The organism is Mesorhizobium waimense (genome assembly GCF_003601975.1).
In the GTDB taxonomy this organism is placed as follows: domain Bacteria; phylum Pseudomonadota; class Alphaproteobacteria; order Rhizobiales; family Rhizobiaceae; genus Mesorhizobium; species Mesorhizobium waimense.
Map to the genome: position 1 here is coordinate 1 of NZ_QZWZ01000074.1, position 17,410 is coordinate 17,410.

The 17,410-nt window shown below is 60.3% G+C and carries 18 protein-coding genes and 3 pseudogenes; 8 read left to right on the forward strand and 13 right to left on the reverse strand.

Translation table 11 applies throughout. The features are described 5' to 3' along the window. Positions 1–101: 101 nt before the first annotated feature. Positions 102–335, forward strand: a complete 234-nt coding sequence (locus D3227_RS37570; protein WP_120013354.1) for a DUF6894 family protein — start codon at positions 102–104, stop codon at positions 333–335. A 165-nt stretch (positions 336–500) separates the two neighbouring features. Here D3227_RS37570 and D3227_RS43380 read toward each other — a convergent pair whose 3' ends face one another. Further along, on the reverse strand, positions 501–1,064 hold the full coding sequence (locus D3227_RS43380) for a sensor histidine kinase (protein WP_245452113.1): 564 nt from the start codon (positions 1,062–1,064) through the stop codon (positions 501–503). 5 nt (positions 1,065–1,069) lie between these two features. Further along, positions 1,070–2,254 carry a PAS domain-containing protein gene (locus tag D3227_RS43385; RefSeq protein ID WP_245452107.1) on the reverse strand — a complete coding sequence of 395 codons (1,185 nt, stop codon included), beginning with the start codon at positions 2,252–2,254 and terminating at the stop codon, positions 1,070–1,072. Between the two features lie 660 nt (positions 2,255–2,914). Here D3227_RS43385 and D3227_RS37580 point away from each other — a divergent pair. After that, positions 2,915–3,184 (forward strand): annotated as a pseudogene (locus D3227_RS37580) (sorbosone dehydrogenase family protein); the annotation flags it as partial. 14 nt (positions 3,185–3,198) lie between these two features. On the opposite strand, the gene tnpC reads toward D3227_RS37580, so the two are convergent. The 3 genes from tnpC to tnpA all read right to left on the reverse strand — a co-directional run bounded on the left by tnpC (position 3,199) and on the right by tnpA (position 5,600). Further along, positions 3,199–4,731: an IS66 family transposase gene (gene tnpC, locus D3227_RS37585; protein WP_120019133.1), complete on the reverse strand. Its 1,533-nt coding sequence runs from the start codon at positions 4,729–4,731 to the stop codon at positions 3,199–3,201. A 69-nt stretch (positions 4,732–4,800) separates the two neighbouring features. Then, on the reverse strand, positions 4,801–5,157 hold the full coding sequence (gene tnpB, locus D3227_RS37590; RefSeq protein WP_120019134.1) for an IS66 family insertion sequence element accessory protein TnpB: 357 nt from the start codon (positions 5,155–5,157) through the stop codon (positions 4,801–4,803). After that, positions 5,154–5,600, reverse strand: coding sequence for an IS66-like element accessory protein TnpA (gene tnpA / locus D3227_RS43955; protein ID WP_120019135.1), 447 nt, complete (start codon positions 5,598–5,600; stop codon positions 5,154–5,156). Before tnpA ends, tnpB begins: the two co-directional genes overlap by 4 nt. A gap of 71 nt (positions 5,601–5,671) precedes the next feature. On the opposite strand from tnpA, the pseudogene D3227_RS37600 reads away from it, so the two are divergent. The 4 genes and pseudogenes from D3227_RS37600 to D3227_RS37615 all read left to right on the forward strand — a co-directional run. Next, positions 5,672–6,745, forward strand: a pseudogene (locus D3227_RS37600) (PQQ-dependent sugar dehydrogenase); the annotation flags it as partial. Between the two features lie 336 nt (positions 6,746–7,081). Continuing rightward, positions 7,082–7,345 (forward strand): hypothetical protein, encoded by a 264-nt coding sequence (locus D3227_RS37605; RefSeq protein ID WP_120019136.1) that lies wholly within the window; start codon positions 7,082–7,084, stop codon positions 7,343–7,345. Further along, positions 7,332–8,579 (forward strand): hypothetical protein, encoded by a 1,248-nt coding sequence (locus D3227_RS37610; RefSeq protein ID WP_120019146.1) that lies wholly within the window; start codon positions 7,332–7,334, stop codon positions 8,577–8,579. Before D3227_RS37605 ends, D3227_RS37610 begins: the two co-directional genes overlap by 14 nt. Then, positions 8,566–9,189: a hypothetical protein gene (locus tag D3227_RS37615; RefSeq protein WP_120019137.1), complete on the forward strand. Its 624-nt coding sequence runs from the start codon at positions 8,566–8,568 to the stop codon at positions 9,187–9,189. Before D3227_RS37610 ends, D3227_RS37615 begins: the two co-directional genes overlap by 14 nt. Positions 9,190–9,210: 21 nt before the next feature. On the opposite strand, the gene D3227_RS37620 is transcribed toward D3227_RS37615, so the two are convergent. The 5 genes from D3227_RS37620 to D3227_RS37640 all read right to left on the reverse strand — a co-directional run bounded on the left by D3227_RS37620 (position 9,211) and on the right by D3227_RS37640 (position 12,422). After that, positions 9,211–9,591: a GtrA family protein gene (locus tag D3227_RS37620; protein ID WP_245452109.1), complete on the reverse strand. Its 381-nt coding sequence runs from the start codon at positions 9,589–9,591 to the stop codon at positions 9,211–9,213. A gap of 49 nt (positions 9,592–9,640) precedes the next feature. Beyond that, complete coding sequence (locus D3227_RS37625; protein WP_120019139.1) at positions 9,641–10,333, reverse strand: class I SAM-dependent methyltransferase; 693 nt, start codon at positions 10,331–10,333, stop codon at positions 9,641–9,643. Next, positions 10,308–11,375: a glycosyltransferase family 2 protein gene (locus D3227_RS37630; RefSeq protein ID WP_245452110.1), complete on the reverse strand. Its 1,068-nt coding sequence runs from the start codon at positions 11,373–11,375 to the stop codon at positions 10,308–10,310. The genes D3227_RS37625 and D3227_RS37630 overlap by 26 nt, the downstream gene beginning before the upstream one ends. Positions 11,376–11,545: 170 nt before the next feature. After that, complete coding sequence (locus tag D3227_RS37635) at positions 11,546–11,722, reverse strand: hypothetical protein (RefSeq protein WP_245452111.1); 177 nt, start codon at positions 11,720–11,722, stop codon at positions 11,546–11,548. A gap of 313 nt (positions 11,723–12,035) precedes the next feature. Beyond that, positions 12,036–12,422, reverse strand: a complete 387-nt coding sequence (locus tag D3227_RS37640) for a DUF6338 family protein (RefSeq protein WP_147377791.1) — start codon at positions 12,420–12,422, stop codon at positions 12,036–12,038. Between the two features lie 916 nt (positions 12,423–13,338). On the opposite strand from D3227_RS37640, the gene D3227_RS37645 reads away from it, so the two are divergent. Together D3227_RS37645 and D3227_RS37650 are read left to right on the forward strand one after the other, a co-directional pair. Beyond that, entirely contained in the window at positions 13,339–15,306 is a 1,968-nt protein-coding gene (locus D3227_RS37645; RefSeq protein WP_147377792.1) for a hypothetical protein, read from the forward strand. Then, on the forward strand, positions 15,303–16,064 hold the full coding sequence (locus tag D3227_RS37650) for an AAA family ATPase (protein WP_120019144.1): 762 nt from the start codon (positions 15,303–15,305) through the stop codon (positions 16,062–16,064). The genes D3227_RS37645 and D3227_RS37650 overlap by 4 nt, the downstream gene beginning before the upstream one ends. Before the next feature lie 75 nt (positions 16,065–16,139). On the opposite strand, the gene D3227_RS37655 is transcribed toward D3227_RS37650, so the two are convergent. From D3227_RS37655 to D3227_RS37665, 3 genes and pseudogenes are all read right to left on the reverse strand, one after another. Continuing rightward, the gene (locus D3227_RS37655; protein ID WP_245452112.1) at positions 16,140–16,550 is read right to left on the reverse strand and encodes a DUF309 domain-containing protein; all 411 of its coding nucleotides are present in this window, start codon (positions 16,548–16,550) and stop codon (positions 16,140–16,142) included. A gap of 195 nt (positions 16,551–16,745) precedes the next feature. Then, positions 16,746–16,889 (reverse strand): annotated as a pseudogene (locus D3227_RS43395) (homoserine dehydrogenase); the annotation flags it as partial. A gap of 248 nt (positions 16,890–17,137) precedes the next feature. Further along, on the reverse strand, positions 17,138–17,410 hold a 273-nt coding region (locus tag D3227_RS37665), incomplete at its 5' end, for a PLP-dependent transferase (RefSeq protein WP_208646562.1).

Here is a 17,410-nt window from a genome sequence, read left to right on the forward strand (position 1 = left end):
GTTCGGCAAGGGGCGTCGATCGCTACCTTTGAGGCTAACTCTTTGGAACAATGATCCCGGACGGGAATTCTGAATCTAATGCGGTCTCGGATGCTGTACCAATGGAACGCTTCTATTTCGACTTGTACAACTCGGAAGGCCCTGAGATGGATCGTGAAGGGCAGCTTTTCCCGACGCGCGATCGCGCGAGGATCGAAGCGCTGCGGATACTGCATGATGTTGCCCACGACGAGATGCCGACTGGCGATCTGATGGTGATCAGCGTCAAAGTACGGGATGAAAACCGGCAGCAGATCTTCGAGGCGTCTCTCACTCTTGCCTCTGCCTGGAGCTGAGCCTTCGCCGCCCAGGCGCAGAGACCACGGCTCGTTGACGCATGCTTCTGGAGACCGGGACGCAAGGGACCGAAGCGCCGCCGGCTTTGGCCGGCAGCTCCTTGTTTCGCGATTAAGACAAAATCGCCACCGGTTCTCGGCCGCTGTTCGATTTCTTGCGCAAACTTAGGACACAAGCTCGGTCTCGCCGGGCATGCCGAGTTTCATCTCGAACGTGCAGACCACCCCAGGCGGTTCAAAGGTCATTGAAACGCTGCCAGTCGATTCAGAGTCGAAAATCCTCTCCAACATCCGTGTGCCGAAGCCCTTCTGCTCGGCGGGCCTCACTGGCGGGCCTCCCAATTCGCGCCACTGCATGCTGAGTCGCTGCCTTTCCGATCGACTATTCACCGTCCAACAAATTGAGACGGTTCCGCCCGCAGCCGACAGGGCGCCATACTTGATCGCGTTGGTGGTAAGTTCATGGATGGCCAAGGCCAGCGACAATGCAAGATTGGGCGGCAGCCATACGGCTTCGCCGGAAATCTGAAATCGATCTATCCCTGCATGCGGTGTGATCGAAGCTGTGACCAGGTCCCTGAGATCGGCTCCACTCCAGTTCTCCTGGGTCAGGATCTCATGCGCCTTGGCGAGCGAGACAAGCCTGCTGGCGAGCGTCCGTCCTGCCTCGGGGAGACTCTTGGCATTTCGCATGGTCTGACTGGCGATCGCCTGCACCACGGCAAGCATGTTTTTCACACGGTGATTGAGCTCGTTGACCAGAACTTACGCTGTTCTTCGCCGCGCTTGCGCTCCGTTATGTCAAGGCTGATCTGCACCGCACCTATGATCTTGCCGTCAGGGTCACGGATAGGGCGCGCACTCGAGAGAAGGAAGCGTTCTATCCCGGACGGCAGAATGTAGGAGAACTCCTCGTTGTCGGTTTGCTCGCCACGCATGGCGCGGGCTAGCGGCCGGTCCTCGCGACTTACCTTGCGGCCGTTTTTAAGAGCAATGGTGTTGACTACGAGATCGGGCGCACCGAAAGACTTGCCAATGTCGGTCGGCAGTCCCATGAGTTCAGCGGCAAAGCGGTTGCGTATGACCTGAAGTGCTTTTGGATCGTAGGTGAACCAGACCGCTGCAGGGACCGTTTCGAGCACAGTCTGCAATTCGTCCGTTCTTTCAGCAATGGCGCGCTGCGCGCCAACCAGCGCATCGGCAATCGTGGCGAATTCCGAGACCGCGGTGGACATGGTCGTGACAGGCCGACCCGTGCGGAGCGCTTCAGCGCGAGCCGCAAGATCGCGCGTTGCCCCAGCGAACCGCTTGCCCACGATGTAAGCTAGGGCGATGGAGAGAAGCATCGCCAGGAAGCCGATTGCGCCGATCGCGGCAAGGGAACGCCACAGCGGTGCCTGCACAACCGAAAGGGCCACGTTGGCGGCATAAAACCAGCCGGTAGCGACTGAGCGATAGTAGCCTGCAAGCAGCGTCATCCCTTGAAAATTGCGCGACGTGAACGTGCCGGAGCGGCCTACGACTTTCTCCAGATATTCTGGCAATCCAGGCTTGCCGGCCATTTCCTCATGCAGCTGGGAGCGGGCCACATAGGTGCCGTCGCGGTCTCCAATGCCTATCGTCCAACCCGCCGGCATCATGACATCGCGAATATGAGTGGCGGGAACAGTAATGGCGAGCAGCCAGCTTTCTCCGTGCGGACCGCGCACGGATACCGCGACGGCGACACGATACTCCTTCGAGATTGGGCTGATATAGACGTTGCTGACCAACGGCAGATGCGATTTGAGCTTCTCTAGGTCGGCTGGCAACAGTGCCACGGCGGGCGGCAGTGCGGTCCCAAAGTCGAAGTGGGTGTTTAAGATTTGGCGCCGCTCTAGGTCCCGCAAGAGGATGATACGGTCGGTGCCTTGAACCAAACGGACGGCCCTCGCCGTGCAGGGCCTTGAGGTTGCCGTCGGCCAATGCCGTGGATGTCGACAGGCCCTCAAGCACCGTCTTGAGATTGGCAAGTTCGCCCTCAACCACGAGAGAGACTTGAAGCGCTGTTTGCAGTGCTTCCTGTTCAAAGCGTGCGCGCTCGTTGATGGCAAACTGCACAAGGAGATAGGCAGCAAAGAGCCAGACCGGAATTACTGCGGCGGCGATCAGACCCAGCAGGTGCAATCGAGCTGAAAGCCGAGGCAAATCCAATCCCCTGCGCCCGAGGCAGCTCCCACACCATAGATGCGGCGCCTGGGTAACCGCAAGCAACTACTTACGGATTCGAATTGACAACGTCCGGGCTTTGGCAAGCAAGGTTTTCGACGCCGTGCCAAAGTCCAGGCCAGCGCCGCATTCCCGCAAGTTGGTGATGCAGCGCAGTATGTGCGCGATCTGGCTGGCGCGTTGGCACAATGACCGAAGGCAACATGAGAGGCCACATTCCGGCGTGGTTGGCAAAAGGGGGCTCTATTTCACCGCTCATGATTTGATCATTCGTTACGGACATGCCGCTGTTCAGAAGCGATTGGAATAATAATCCATTGGCTTGCGTTGACGCAAAAGAGCACGACGCCAAACTGAGCGGAGGACGCCCAATGCATGCCGGCTTCCTGCAAACCCTAATCATAGCCCTATTGGGAGCCCTCATAGTGGGTTGCGCTAGCGTTCCGGCGCAGAAAACGGAGGCAATTGCCGGCTATGGTCCCAACCCCACTTTACCGAAACCGAGATCCACGCTGATCCCGACCGTCAACATCGCCGAGGCGAAAGGCTGGCAAAAAGGTGGTATGCCGACCCCGGCGAAGGGACTGAGCGTGAACGCTTTCGCCGCCGGCTTCGATCATCCGCGCTGGCTGCATGTGCTTCGTAAGCGGTGTTCTCAGGCCACGGCCTTTAGCTCGGGCGCCCGGATGTAGGCCCAAGGCAGCAGGTCGTCGATCTGGCTGTTGGGGTGGCCGTTGGCGATCCTGGTGAGGACATCGGCAAGATAGCCGAGCGGCTCGACACAGCTGAGTTTGCAGGTTTCGACCAGCGAGGCGATGACTGCCCAGTGCTCGGCGCCGCCGTCCGAGCCTGCAAAGAGGGCGTTTTTGCGATTGAGCGCAATCGGACGGATGGAGCGCTCGACCACGTTGCTGTCGATCTCAATGCGGCCATCGTCAAGGAAGCGCGAGAGGCCTCCCCAACGCGAGAGCGTGTAGCGGATCGCCTCGGCAAGCTTGGTTTTCTGGCTGATCAGGCCGAGCTTTTCGCGCAGCCAGGGTTCGAGATCGGCGATGATCGCGCGGCTATTTTCCTGACGCATCGCACGGCGCTCCTCGGCCGATCGGCCGCGGATGCCGTCCTCGATCTTGTAGAGCTCGGCGATCCGTCTCAGCGCCTCACTGGCGATCGGCGCGGGACCGGCTGCCGCCAGTTCATAGAAGCGTCGGCGCACGTGTGCCCAGCAGAAGGCGAGCGCGACACCGCTCTTTTCAGCCAGCACGCGATAGCCGCCATAGCCGTCGACCTGAAGTATTCCGGTGAAGCCAGCGAGATGGGCGATTGGACGCTCGGCCTTCCGGTCGGGCGCATAGACATAGGCGACGCCCGGCGGGTCGCCGCCATTCCATGGTCGGTCATCGCGAGCATAGGCCCAGAGCTGCCCGGTCTTCGTCTTGCCGCGGCCCGGATCGAGCACCGGCGCGGTCGTCTCGTCGGCGAAGAGTTTTGGCGAGGACTTCAGCTTGCCAAGCAGCCGCTCGTGCACCGGACGCAGATGCCAGGCAGCGCGGCCGACCCAGTCGGCGAGTGTCGAGCGGTCGAGATTGAGGCCCTGCCGGGCGTAGATCTGGGCCTGGCGATAGAGCGGCAGGTGGTCGGCATATTTGGACACCAGCACCTGGGCGACCATGGCCTCGGTTGGCAGACCGCCCTCGATCAGCCGCGCGGGCGCCGGAGCCTGAACAACTACATCCTCGCAAGCGCGGCAGGCATATTTGGGCCGGCGCACCACGATCACCCGCAGTTGCGCCGGCACGATGTCGAGCCGCTCGCTGACGTCTTCGCCGATCCGGTGCAGGTCGTTGCGACAGCAGGGACAGGCGTGGTCGTCGATGTCGACGATCGTCTCGATGCGTGGCAGATGCACGGGCAGCGAGCCACGGTTAGCTCGGCGCTTCGCGGTGCGCTCGCTGCGTTCGCGCGGGTCGGCACGTTCGGCCGCTTCCTCGCCGGCGGCCTCGATCTGCTCGGCTTCTTCCAGACCCAGCAGCAATTGATCCTCGGGTAGCGTCTCGGCGCGACGGCCGAAGCGGTGACGCTGCAATTCCTTGATGATCTGATGAAGGCGGGCGTTCTCGATGTCGCGCGCCAGGACCATCGCCTTCAGTGCAGCCGGATCGTCGGGAAGCTGGTCCACCGTCGTCGCCATGAGCGGATCAGACCATATTCGCCGACAGCCCGCGACAGCGGAATCCGGCCTGATTCACTTGGTCGCGGGTCAGCCGGCCTGGGCTGGAACGCGGGTCCGGCGCGCCTCGTGGACTCGCCGCCAGTCAAGCCCTTCGAGCAGCGCCGAGAGCTGCGCGGCCGTCAGCCGCATTATGCCGTCATGCACTTTCGGCCAGCGGAACTCCCCATCCTCCAAACGCTTGGCATAGAGGCAGACCCCGGTGCCATCCCAGAAGATGAGCTTGATCCGGTCAGTCCGTTTCGCCCGGAAGACATAAACGGCCCCGCTGAACGGATCGGCACCCATCGTCTCTCGCACCAGCGCCGCCAATCCCTCCGCACCCTTGCGGAAGTCCACGGGCTTCGTCGCCACCATGACCTTGACCGCACCCGTCGGCCCGATCACGACGTCGCCTTCAGCGCGCGGATCACTGCGGCCACTGTCCTGGCGTCGGCGCCACGGCCGACTCGCATGGCGATGCCGTCGATCTCGAGTTCGATCACGCCGGCGTCGCGGGTGGCTTTCCGCTTCCGCGTCAATGGCGCACGCCTTGCCGCCGGTTCAGGCTTCGGCGTGGCAATCACCGCCGGAACAAACAATGGTTCCGGTGCCGGCGCTTCCGCCAACGGCAGACGCGCGGCCCGACGCCAGGCGAACAGCTGCTGCGGGGACAATGCATATCGCCGCGCCACCGCGCTCACGGTCTCGCCGGCTTCGTAGCTTTCCGCCACGATCCGCGCCTTCTCATCTGGCAACCATTCTCGCCGCCGACCGGAACCCGTGAACACCTCGAAACGGCGCGCCGGCTCAAGATCGCTGGATTTAAGCGTAAGCTCTGAAATCGTCATGTGTCGAAGCCCTCAAAGGCTCCGAACATCGTTCCTCATGGCCACGCGCGAAAGGTGCCCCCGGAACAGCGCTTACTGTGCTTCCGAACGGCGACGTGCTGGTTGCCGAAACCAACGCCCCTGCCAAGAACGACGAAGGCTTCAGCCTGAGGAAAGTCTTCATGGACATGGCTATGAAACGGGCAGGCGCCGCGACTACGAGCGCCAACCGCATCACGCTCCTGCGTGACACCAATGGCGACGGCATTGCGGATGTGCGCAGGTCGTTCGCGGAAGGCCTCAATTCCCCCTTCGGCATGACGCTGTCCAAAGGCAAGCTCTATGTCGCCAATACCGACGCGCTCGTCGCCTTTCCTTATTCCGATGGCCAGACCCAAGTCACAACGCGGCCTGAAAAGATCATCGACTTGCCAGCGGGAGACCTCAACCACCATTGGACCAAGGACGTGATTGCAAGTCCGGATGGACGCAAGCTCTATGTCACCGTCGGCTCCAACAGCAACGTCGGAGAAAACGGCATGGCCGCGGAGGAGAGCCGGGCCGCCGTCCTTGAAGTGGATATGTCCACCCGCCGCAGCCGGGTCTTCGCGTCGGGATTGCGCAACCCGAACGGGCTCTCCTGGAACCCTGAAACTGGGAAGCTTTGGGTCGCCGTGAATGAGCGTGATGAAATCGGCGATAATCTAGTGCCGGATTACATGACTTCGGTTCGCAGGGGCGCTTTCTACGGCTGGCCCTACAGCTACTACGGACAGAACGTCGACGAACGCGTGAAGCCGAAGCGCCCCGATCTCGTGGCGCAGGCGGTCAAGCCGGACTATGCGCTGGGTTCCCATACCGCCTCGCTGGGCCTCGCCTTTTCCAAAGGCTCACGGCTCGGCCCGGCCTATGGCAACGGCACCTTCGTCGGCCAACACGGCTCGTGGAACAGAAGCGTGCACAGCGGCTACAAGGTGATCTTTGTGCCGTTTCGTGGTGGTAAACCGAGCGGTCTACCGAAGGATGTGCTCACTGGCTTCATCGGGCGCAATGGCGAGGCGAGGGGCCGTCCGGTCGGTGTAGCCATCGATCAGGCCGGCGCACTGCTCGTCGCCGACGATGTCGGCAATGTCATCTGGCGGGTCAGCCGAGCGAACCGCCGTTGACTGCAGGTGCCTTCTGGAGCGGGCGGTCTGATAGAGCGCCCCACATCGGGTCATTCGCCGCTGGCACCAGAATGCTGTTGTCTCAAAGCCGGGACCTCCGCCTGATGCGGTGGCATTGGCCCGCGCCGGCTTCGACGCCGCCCATTTGCTGATCGAGACGCATGCGGCCGCGGCCGCCCCTCTCATGCTCGACTTCATCAGGCATACCCAAAGGGAAAGTGAAAGGACGGGTGAGCGCCACTGACGCCGCCTCAGGCCGAAAGAGTTTTGTTGCCGTTCTCCGACCGAATATTAGCAACCTCTTGACGACCGCCAGCCGCGCTCCAGAATCTCTACATGGCGCGGGAACGTACGGGCATCGACAATGGCCACGAGGTGACGATAGGCGTCACCATTGTGGAACGGCTCGTGAGCGTTCCGGCCTGCAACTTCCCCTTCTTGATCGACGCATCGCCGAAGGCAAAACCGTCAGACAGGTTGGATCTCGTCAGGCACGTCACGCGGGTCGATGGCGAGGTCGGCAGCTTGGCCACGGTCGGTCAGGATTTCGTGACGAGATGGAAGCGGGTCCGGCCGGTGCCTGGTGATGAGCAAAGGTAGGACCAACAATCCCGTCACGGCTATCAAGAGCACCGGCCATGTGCCGTGGGTAAAGGACCCCAAGCATTCCGAGATCTTCCGTGACTACTGGCAGTGGATCTACGAGCGCTACCGGATAGCGGCAGCGGTGGTGGCCGTGCCACTCCTGTTCGGTATCGCTGGACTTGCCATTCGTTATGCCGCGGTGGCTTCAACGTTGGCAGAACCAGGCTTCGAACCTTATGCCCGTGCGCTCTGCCGGTGGGATTGCCACTGGTATGTCGATATTTCCGAACGTGGCTACGAGCGCTTTCCCATACCGAGCCAAAGCAATGTCGGACGATGGGGATTCTTTCCACTCTATCCGATGCTGGTAGCGGCGATCCGGTCGGTTTTCCCTTTTCCAACGATACTGGTCGCGTCGATTGCCTCGCTTGCATGCAGCTACGCCGCATGTCTGGTTGCATGGCCGCTGCTGGAGAAGAACATGCGGGCCTATGTGCTGTACTGTGCTTTTCTGCTCAGCGGCCCGTTCTCCTTCCACTTCACCACGTTCCTTTCCGAACCGCTTTTCGTGCTCCTGACCTCGTGCGTTTTTCTGGCACTCAAGCGCTCCAGCTATCTGGTCGCGGGCGTCTCGTCCGCGCTCCTGTCGGCAACCAGGCTTGTCGGGGTCCTAGTTGTCTTTGCGACCGTCATTCAAATGTTCCAGCAGCATCGCGAACGGGGCGGCTCGACACTCTCCTTTCCACGCTGGGTGCTCGGTCGACCGGATCTGCTCGTTGCAGTCTTCGTCTCGCCTGCCGGCTTGTTCGCTTACATCCTGTTTTTGTATGTCACCGTCGGCGACGGCTTTGCGTTCCTGCACGTCCAACGCGCGTTTGGACGGGTGGCTGGGAATCCGCTCCTCTTTCTGTGGGACGGGCTCTCGGCGGTTCCGGCGACCGGATGGCTGCCCACGGCGCCGCAATGGAGCGCGCTCGCGACGATCACCGGGCTGGCGCTGTCGGCCGTGTTGGCGGCTCGCAGGCAATATGGTGCGGGGCTCTTCTGCGCGATCTGCATTATCTTGCCACTGATCACGAACCTGGCCTCCATGGTCAGATACGTCATTGGCCTTGCGCCTCTGATAATGTTGATGGCCGTCCTGTTGTCTGCGTCGAAACTGACTTGGCTCGCCGCTTTGGTTCTCTTCTTGCATGCCTGCTATTTCATGACGGCGGCATGGGTTGGAGGCTACCTTGCCTTGGTCTGACGCCCTGGCGCCCTATGGACGCGCGGTCTCGTTTGGCGGCTATGCGGTCGCGACGGTTCTGGCCGTGTCCGAGATCGCCGTCCTCGCGCTGGCGCTCAATCCAAAGGTCGACGCCGACTATCGTGCTTATTACATCGATCGGACGACGACGTGCCTCAACCGCGATGCCATTGGCAATTACACCCTTGGCCAGACGGTTTCCTTCCGGTCCGATGGCGCCAAAAAGGCAGCCGGCATGATAGTCTGTGGCTGGTCGGGGCCGGTAGCCGACGGCACGCACTCGCTGGGCGAGACCTCGCGACTTCGTCTGCGGATACCGCCGCTACGCAACGGTCTCACGGCAACGCTCCAAATGGCCGCCGTCATTCGTCCGCCACAGATCACGCAACGAGTGATGATCTCTGTGTACGGCGTTCCGGTGCATAAGGTCACACTCACGGGCAAAGAACCCAAGACAGTCTCGTTCGCCATTCCGCACGCGGCCTTTGCGAACGCGGAGATACTCGAAATGGCCTTCGACTATCTCGATGGAATTCCGCCCAGCCCGGCCGCAAGCAATATCTACAAACGCTCCATCAAGTTGGTGTCGTTCAGGCTTAACGCCGGTTAGACCATTATTTTCTCGAGCGGATCATGCGGAGCGATTTGGCTGATCTGGACTCCGCTCGGCAAAGACCCATCTGTCAAGCACGAAGAAATTGATCACGGGGACAAGCAGGCACGTAACCAGTACGGGAATGATGAGCGGCAGGCCCAGCTTGACCGTCAGCAGCGCCGGCGCCCCGTAGGCGATTGCCAAGCCTGTTGCCGCCAGCAGAAAAAAACGCGGAGCTTCGGTTTGATGCGGTCGGCCCGAAACGAACGTTACGGATTTGTGAGCCAGGTACGAAAACAGGGCGGCTGCAGCGTATGCTGCAAGCGAGGCCTGAATGGGCGTGAAGCCGAGCCGTTCCGATTTGGCAAAAGCGGCAGCCAAGGCAGCATACAGGATTGTGGCGGCGATGCCGACCAAGCCGAAGCGCGTCAGAAGCTTCAGGGCGCGGCCACCGTCAGATCGATCCTCAGACATATGCACTACACGCATACTGTGCTCCCAGCGGCAGGGCTGCCAGCGCGCGCTCAACTTTTCGAGCAAGGGGCCTGGCTGACGGTAGCAGCAGGAAGTGCTCGGATCGGATGCTCCTGAAGCCTGCTTGTTGGAAGAGGGACGCAGCTTTGGCTGCGCTGAGCAGGACTGCGTCCTGGTCGAATGGACAGCGGAACACCGCGAGACGCGTCAGCGGGTTGTAGGGATTGTGCTCGATGATGCAGGCGACACCGCCCGGGCGCACGACGCGCCGCATCTCCTGAAGGAAATCGAGCCAGGTAGCGGGCGCAACGTGATGGACGACGCAACTGGCGAAAGCCAGATCGAACGCGCCATTGTCGTATGGCAGGTTCGGCGCGGTGCAGGCCCTGTAGGCGACGCTCGGATTGTCCTGGCTGGCGCGAAGGATTGATTCTTGCGAGACGTCGCAGCCATCCAGGCGCTCGAAGTCGCCTTCGAGATAGGGATGGAGCGCACCCACGCCGCAGCCGACATCCAGCGCCCGCACACTCTTGCCGACAGAACGAAGGCCTCGTTCGACCACAATTCGTCGCAGCAGGTCGGCCTTCGCCATGAGAAAGAAGTCGTGTTTGAGGCCTGAAAAGCGGATCGACCCTTGGACCGCCTCGCGATAATTGAATCTATAGCTGTCGAAGAGTTGGGACATTGGCCGGGACTCCAATCCGGGATTTTCGATGCGAGCGGCGGCTCTCACCAGGGAGGGCACGCACCGCCCTGTCGAAGCCGGTGAGGCGATCGATCACGTAAAGGGGTCGCCGTTTCACCTCGGCGTGAATGCTGCCGACATAAAGTCCGACCACGCCGGTCATGAAGAGATTGATGCCGCACAGGAGCGACACGATGACCACGGTGGACGTCCAGCCGGCAACAATGCCGGTTTCAAAAACCCATGCGAAGATGGCGTAAGCACCAAAGGCTGCGGCAAGCGCAGAAATGCCCAGGCCGCCCCAAAGCGCTAGGCGCAACGGTTGCTCCGAGAAACTGACGATGGCGTGCACGGCAAGATGCACCATTTTCCAGAATGGGTACTTGGTCTGGCCATGGGTCCGTGCCGGGCGTTCGAAAGGCACCGCCGCCTGCTTGAAGCCCATCCAGCCGAACATGCCCCTGACGAAGCGATCTTGTTCGGGCATTTGTCTGAAGGTTTCCAGCGCCTTGCGGCCGACCAGGCGGAAGTCCCCGACGTCGCGCGGGATATCGACCGACGTCATCTTCTCGAGCAATCGGTAAAACAGACCCGCCGTGAAGCGCTTGAACCAGGATTCGCCCTCGCGCTTGACACGCCGGGCATAGACGATTTCGAACCCTTCCTTCCACTTCGCCACCAGATCGAGAACCACCTCCGGTGGGTCTTGCAGGTCGGCATCCATGACGATGACGGCATCCCCCTTGGCAGCGTCCATGCCGGCTGTGATCGCAATCTGGTGGCCAAAATTGCGGGAAAGCTCGATCAGCCGGAAATGAGGCTCGGCGGCGACCATACGCCGAAGGTACCTGACGCTACCATCGCGGCTTCCGTCATCGACGAAAATTGCTTCGGTCTCCCCGTCTAACTGGTGGATCAGCAACTTGATCCGTTCGACCAGCCGAGGCAGCACTTGTTCTTCGTTGTATATAGGCAAGACCAGCGAGTAGCGCGGCGACACGTTCGCTTCCGTCCCGATGCTTTGGATCACAGAGGCTCGCATGCGGATGAAAATGAAACGCCCCCCTCAAAGTTCCATAAGGCATTACTAATTTACGGAATTTCGGATGTGGCTGATTTTGGAGGAACACAGCTGCGTTGCTGACACCTGCTCAAAGTTCGACAATTTGCCATAGCGTTGCTGCCGCTACCGCCTGGAACATCCCACCAAGGTCAACTCGCAAGGCCGCCTTCGCGATGTTCGACGGCATGAATGATCGCTTCATAGACGCTGCCAATCTCTTCATCGATCTCCTGAATCGGGATGCCCGCGGCGTCGGCAGCCCGCATAGCCTGGTCTGCCAAATCGGTCACGAGCCGGCCAGGGTCGTCGATTGGCCCTTCCGGCATATGTTCGGAAATCCATTTGTGCAGAAAGTCGGCGCCTCGCGTGCTCATCGGCAGTGGGCCAGATCTGACGATCCCGTTGCGGCGCCAACATTGGAATGACGACAGGCCTCGTGCGTCGTCGTGGCATTTACAGCAATTGAGCTGTCGGCCGTAGCATTCTCCTTTTCAGCCCAAGACCTTCGTGTGCCGAACGTGGAGTAGCTTCAAGGGTTCCGTGGCTGGGCCTCAGTCGCATCCAATTGCGGACTTAGGTCTCATCTCGGCATGCACCCTGGCCGGCCCAGGCGACCAAAAAAGGCGGTCATACGGCTCCTCACCAAATGTCGTGGAGAACTGATAGTCCCAGGCAGTGGGAATCACGTGGATGGGGGGAAAGCCCGAACCATCCGTAGATTTTTCGGAGCCAGCCGGCCTTCGACGTGATGCCGCTCGCGAAACCTATGATGGCAGGCGCGGCGAGTAGGACGAAGCCCCACGCGAGCGCCCGGATCTTCAGGTCGGTATTGGAATTCATAACGAGATAGATCACCCAGCCGGACAGGGGGAAGTTCAAGGCGCTTAAGGTTAAGAGGCGAACGAAATAGTCAGGCCCGTCCAGCCTCTGATCTGTAATGAAGTGCGCCCGAAACGACGTGATGATGTAGCCGGGCACCACGAAGACGAACGCGACATATGCGTCAAGCGAGAGAAAATTTCCCATCCAACCCATGCCCCGAGCGAATCGCACCATTCTATGTGGCTCGGAATTGGCGCCTAGGTCAGCTCAACCAATGTGTCAAAGATCAGCAATGTTACACATGGACTGTTCGAGGGAGGATGTCAGCTTTCTGAATGTGCGAACTGGGGAGTTCGGCTGGCACCCTTTCTCGTCCATCCTCCCGAAAGAGACTGTCCGTTTTCGGCACGTCCCCGACCATTAATACACATCGCGCCTCTCCATGTTCGCCTTTTGTGTTTAAAAAGTCGCATAATTGGCAGACCGTTATGGCGTCCGGAATTATCTGTCGTCGGTAGTGGCGAGAGTCCAGAATTATCTGTCGTTGGCCGGACTGCTAAGTGGATGATATCCCGCCGCTTTCGCCCGAAGAGGTTACCAATGCCCTTCGGACAACAGGTTACCAATGTGCCCCAAAGACAATCAATTCCCGACTGGCCTTAATGAGATGTTTTGATTGAGCTTATTACGGTCAAGTTTGGGAACCTAAGGCCACCCCACAGGCGCATTGGTAACCCCCAGCGACGGGTTTGGTAACCCTCATCGAGCGAGTGGCGCTCGCACCTTTCGGCGAATTCGTTTCAGTTCAGCTGCGGTCAGCAGATTCCCGTCCGCGGTGCGCATGACCAACCCGACAAGACGGGTCGCCAGACATTGGTCGTTGATCGTTTCGTCGATGCGCTCTGCCTCATCGATCTCCTGGAATATCCGGAGGCGGTTATCAGCGATCCAACTGGCCCAGTCCCTAGCGGAGAGGTCATCGAGCTCACCACCCAGCGCTATTGCAGATTGCCTCCGCGAGTTGGTCTCGGACGATCTTCAAATAGCCTACACGTTCGCGATGTAAGCATATCCACAAAATTCTCAGGAATTGCCCCGCGTCGACGCCAGGTAGCTAGCTATGGGTGAGTGGCTGTCTACAGTTGAGTTTGCTGAGCTGGTCGGCATTAGGCGACAAGTCGCTCATCGCGCTCTTCGTCGGCGTCACTGGCGCAAGAATCCGCTCGAAGTGCGGAAGGTCAATGGTCGGCGCGGCGGGAACGCCGGGGAGCAATATCAGGTGAATTCCACCTCCCTGCCGCTCGAATACCAGCACCGTTTAAAGGTCTCGCAAACCCTCGTTGAAAACCACTCGAAATCAATCACCGGCAGGACGGCAGAGCACACATGGTGGCTCGATTACCTGAGGCCAGTGCTTCAGCATCCAGCCAAATCGACTGCCCGCACCGACGCTCTGTCCGAGCTAGCAAACAACCCAACGCGGAACTGGGAGGGCACGGCGGTCAGCTATTCCCTGCGGACGCTGCAGCGCCATGCCGCACGCTTTGACGAAGGCATGAAGGTCGGACGGCATGGTCGATCGGACAGGGGCAAGAAGCGTGTCGTCATAAGCCGGAGCTGGGACAAACTGGTCCCGTTCGACGCATCCACCAAGGCAAAAATCGCGGAGAATCTAAAGCAGGAAATCCGCGGCCTGCTCAAAGGCGGCATGTCGTGGGGCCACACCCTGCAAGAAGCCCAGAAGTTTCTGATCGACGCGACTCGGGCCTGGGGCCTCCGTCCCGTCGATCCCGACGTGCTGGAGCGCGCTTGTTCTATCCCAACCGACCTCGTCTCAGCGGAACTCCACTTCCGAAACGTCCACCGGTTTAAGCGCGACCATAAGGCTTATGATGATCGCCGGCCTCGCATCCGCCGCACCGTCGCCGGCATGCAGCCGATGGAGCTGGTGGTCGGCGATGTTCACCCTGTCGACATTCACCTCACTCGTCCTGATGGCACTGTCGCCACTGCTAGGCTGATCGGCTTCTTAGACTGGGCGACGCAGCGCCTCTGGATAGGGCTGATCTTTTTCGAAAAGCGCGGCGGCGTGCAAAACCGCGACGTGATTGAAGTCTTGGCGGCCATGATCGAAGGGTGGGGCATGCCGCAGTCGCTCTATGTCGACAACGGCAAAGAATTCGGCTTCGCCGCCTTTCTGGACGATGCCATGCAGCTTACCGTGCCGGGCTTCCATGGCCCGTCCCGATCAACCCACGTCATCAATGCTTTGCCCTACAACGCCTCCGCAAAGCCGATTGAGCGTTTATTCGGCGACCTGGAGACGCTCTATTTCACCACGGCGCGCGGCCACATCGGCGGCAACCGAATGAGCAAGAAGCAGGAGGCTATCGGCAGGACGGTGGCTCCGTTCGGCGCGTTCGACGATGTGGTGCCGGCCATAGAAGGCTTCGTGCGCACCTATAATCACACTGCGCAGGGCAAGAAGAGCGCGCTCAAAGGTCTCTCACCTGAAGCCACATTCCGCAAACACCTTGAGGCCGGATGGGCGCCGACTGCGATGAGCCGCGATGAAGTGCGCGCGGCATGTGCGCGAACCGAAGAGCGGTCGGTTGTTCAGGGTGCGATATCGGTCGGTGGCCGTCATTGGACATGCCCGGAATTGCAGGCTTACCAGTACGAGAAGATTTGGGTCCGTGTGCCGGCCTATCACACACCGGCCGAGTTGCTGCTGCTTGACCGCTATGGTGAACGAGTCGGCATAGCCTTTCCCGATGTCGAGTTCCATCCGCTCGACAAGCGCGGCGCAAAAGCATCAGCCGAACGCGCAAAGGTGCATCGGCAGGCGGTGCGTGACCTCGATCGGTCAGCGCCTGATATCGACGTGGCTGCACGACTGATCGCACGCGGCGACGCCCAGCCTGACACGGTCCCCAACGAGCCTGTCGGCATCGTCTCTTACGATCCGGCGAAGCGGCCGGCGCGGATCGTGATGCCGAAGGGGGCTTCGACCTCCGAAGAGCGCCGACGCGAACAAGACGACCGCATAGCCGTTCAGATGGACTTGGCGAAGAGGATCGTCGGATGACGTTTATCGAAACCCGCGCCGCGTTCACCGTACGGGCTGCATTCGATACGGCGGTCAAGATGCGATATCCGGTGCTCGCGGTCGGCAAAGCCGGACTCGGAAAGACTGTAGCGCTCAACTGGATAGCGTCGCAAAGCGGCGCTGCCTATTGTGAGGTTGCGCAGCATACCAAGGCTATCAGGCCGATGTTCCTGATGCTGCATGACGCCTACGGCGTCAAAAGGGACAGCAAGCACACATATGATCTTGCGAAGGATTGCATGAATTTTTTGGGCGCCCGATACGGCCCGACGCGTCCGTTGCTGGTGGACGAATATCAGAACTTCACACCCACTGTTTTGCGGGAGCTGCTGCATCTTCAGGAGCGCTGCGGCTTCGCCTTACTGCTCGCCGGCAACACTCATCGGTTAGCGGGCACGAGGCGTGATACCCACGCTGTGGATCAGATCGAAAGCCGTATCGGCATGCGTTTCGAGATCGGGCAGCCGACGCGGGAGGACTGCGTGAGGATTGGCGCCGAACACAACGTTGAGGGAGCCGACGCCTACGAGGCAATCGCCACCTACGGGCAAAACACCTCCCTTCGCGCGCTTTGCCATCTCCTCCAGAATTGCGCTGCCGATACCAGCGGCCTCGGCAGCATTCGTCTTCCCCGGATAGAGACCACGCTTCGCGGCATGTCGTGCGGCGGCGATGTGCTCAGGCTTCTGCACGAGCGCCGAAACGCCGCCGCAGACGACCTCCGCGGCCCGGCTTAATTCCGGACAGCGACAGATAATTCCGGACGGCACACTGGAACAGAATTGAGTTCACTGCGCCAGTATCTTTGCCGCTTACGAGCCGAGGACGAAATCAAACACTGGTTGAGGCCGACCAAGTGGCACGTCCCGCAACGCAGTGGGGACCCTTGTTGCTGCTTCGGCATAGTCGGCGAGAATTGCTGGCGGGAGGCCAAGCGCGTTTTCGACAATATGTTCCGACGGGCCGTTCAATCGACGAAACAGCATTGCGGCGCGCTGAGAGTGGCGCACCGCTGCAGCAGTTTTGCCCTCACGTATCTTCACGCCGGCTGCCGACAACAGGATCAATGCTTTAAAGAACACGCGAGAAGGGGCGCCTCGGTCCGCAACCTGCCAGAGACCTTCCCAAGCCTCATGTGCTTCCCAGTAATAACCGTGATTGAAGAGGTCGAGGCCCCAGAGGAATGGATCTGAGCCAAGCGACGCATCTGCGGTGACCGGCATCGGCTCGACACGATAGCTATGTCCAGCGGGATCGCGGACGGGGTGCGGATGCCTGCCGGGCAAGTACGCGTAGGCTGGAAACCCCTTTTCCGGCAGGTGCCGAGGACGCGATGTCGAGCCAGTGGCCATAGAGCATGGTATCATGGGGATGGCGCGGTTCGGTACGTGTATTGCCGGCGGTTGGCGACAATGTGGAAAGGCCGGGCTGACGGCAACGATCTTCGAACGGAAACCTAGCTCGCGTTCCCACAGATGGTTTCTTGTGGCGATGAGTTCCGCCAGAGCACGGTTGACGCCGCCGAAGCCGATCAGTGCGATGTTGTGGATTGTCCATGACAGTTCTCCGCTGAAATTCCAGGTTCGCGATTGTGAGATGCGGATCGCTCAGCCGGAACGATGCAAATGGACCAAAGAGCTAGGCATTTTGCTCAACCTGCTGCCGTCTTGGTCTCACATCTCACAGTTAATCCAATTGCAAACACTGCGTTGCCGGAACTGCTATCGGCTCTGATGCGCGGCCATTCCGAAGGCGTGAATTGCTCGCGACAAGCAATTCACAGCGCATTCGAAATTGCGTTCGACCGCCGTCAGGCCTGAGCGAACCTTTCATCGAGGGCGCTTTTGATGTCTGCGATGAGGTCCTCTGGATCTTCAAGACCGATCGAGAGGCGCAGATGCCCGTACTTCTGGAAGTTGGGCGGATAGCGATCCGAGCCGCCGCGGCCGCTCCCGGCCACGTGCACGATCAGGCTCTCGTCGTGACCGAGCGAGACCGCCGAGGTAATTACCTTCAGATTTGCAACAAACCGATTTTGAGTGTCGGGATCGCCTTCGACCGCGAAGGCCATCATCGCGCCATA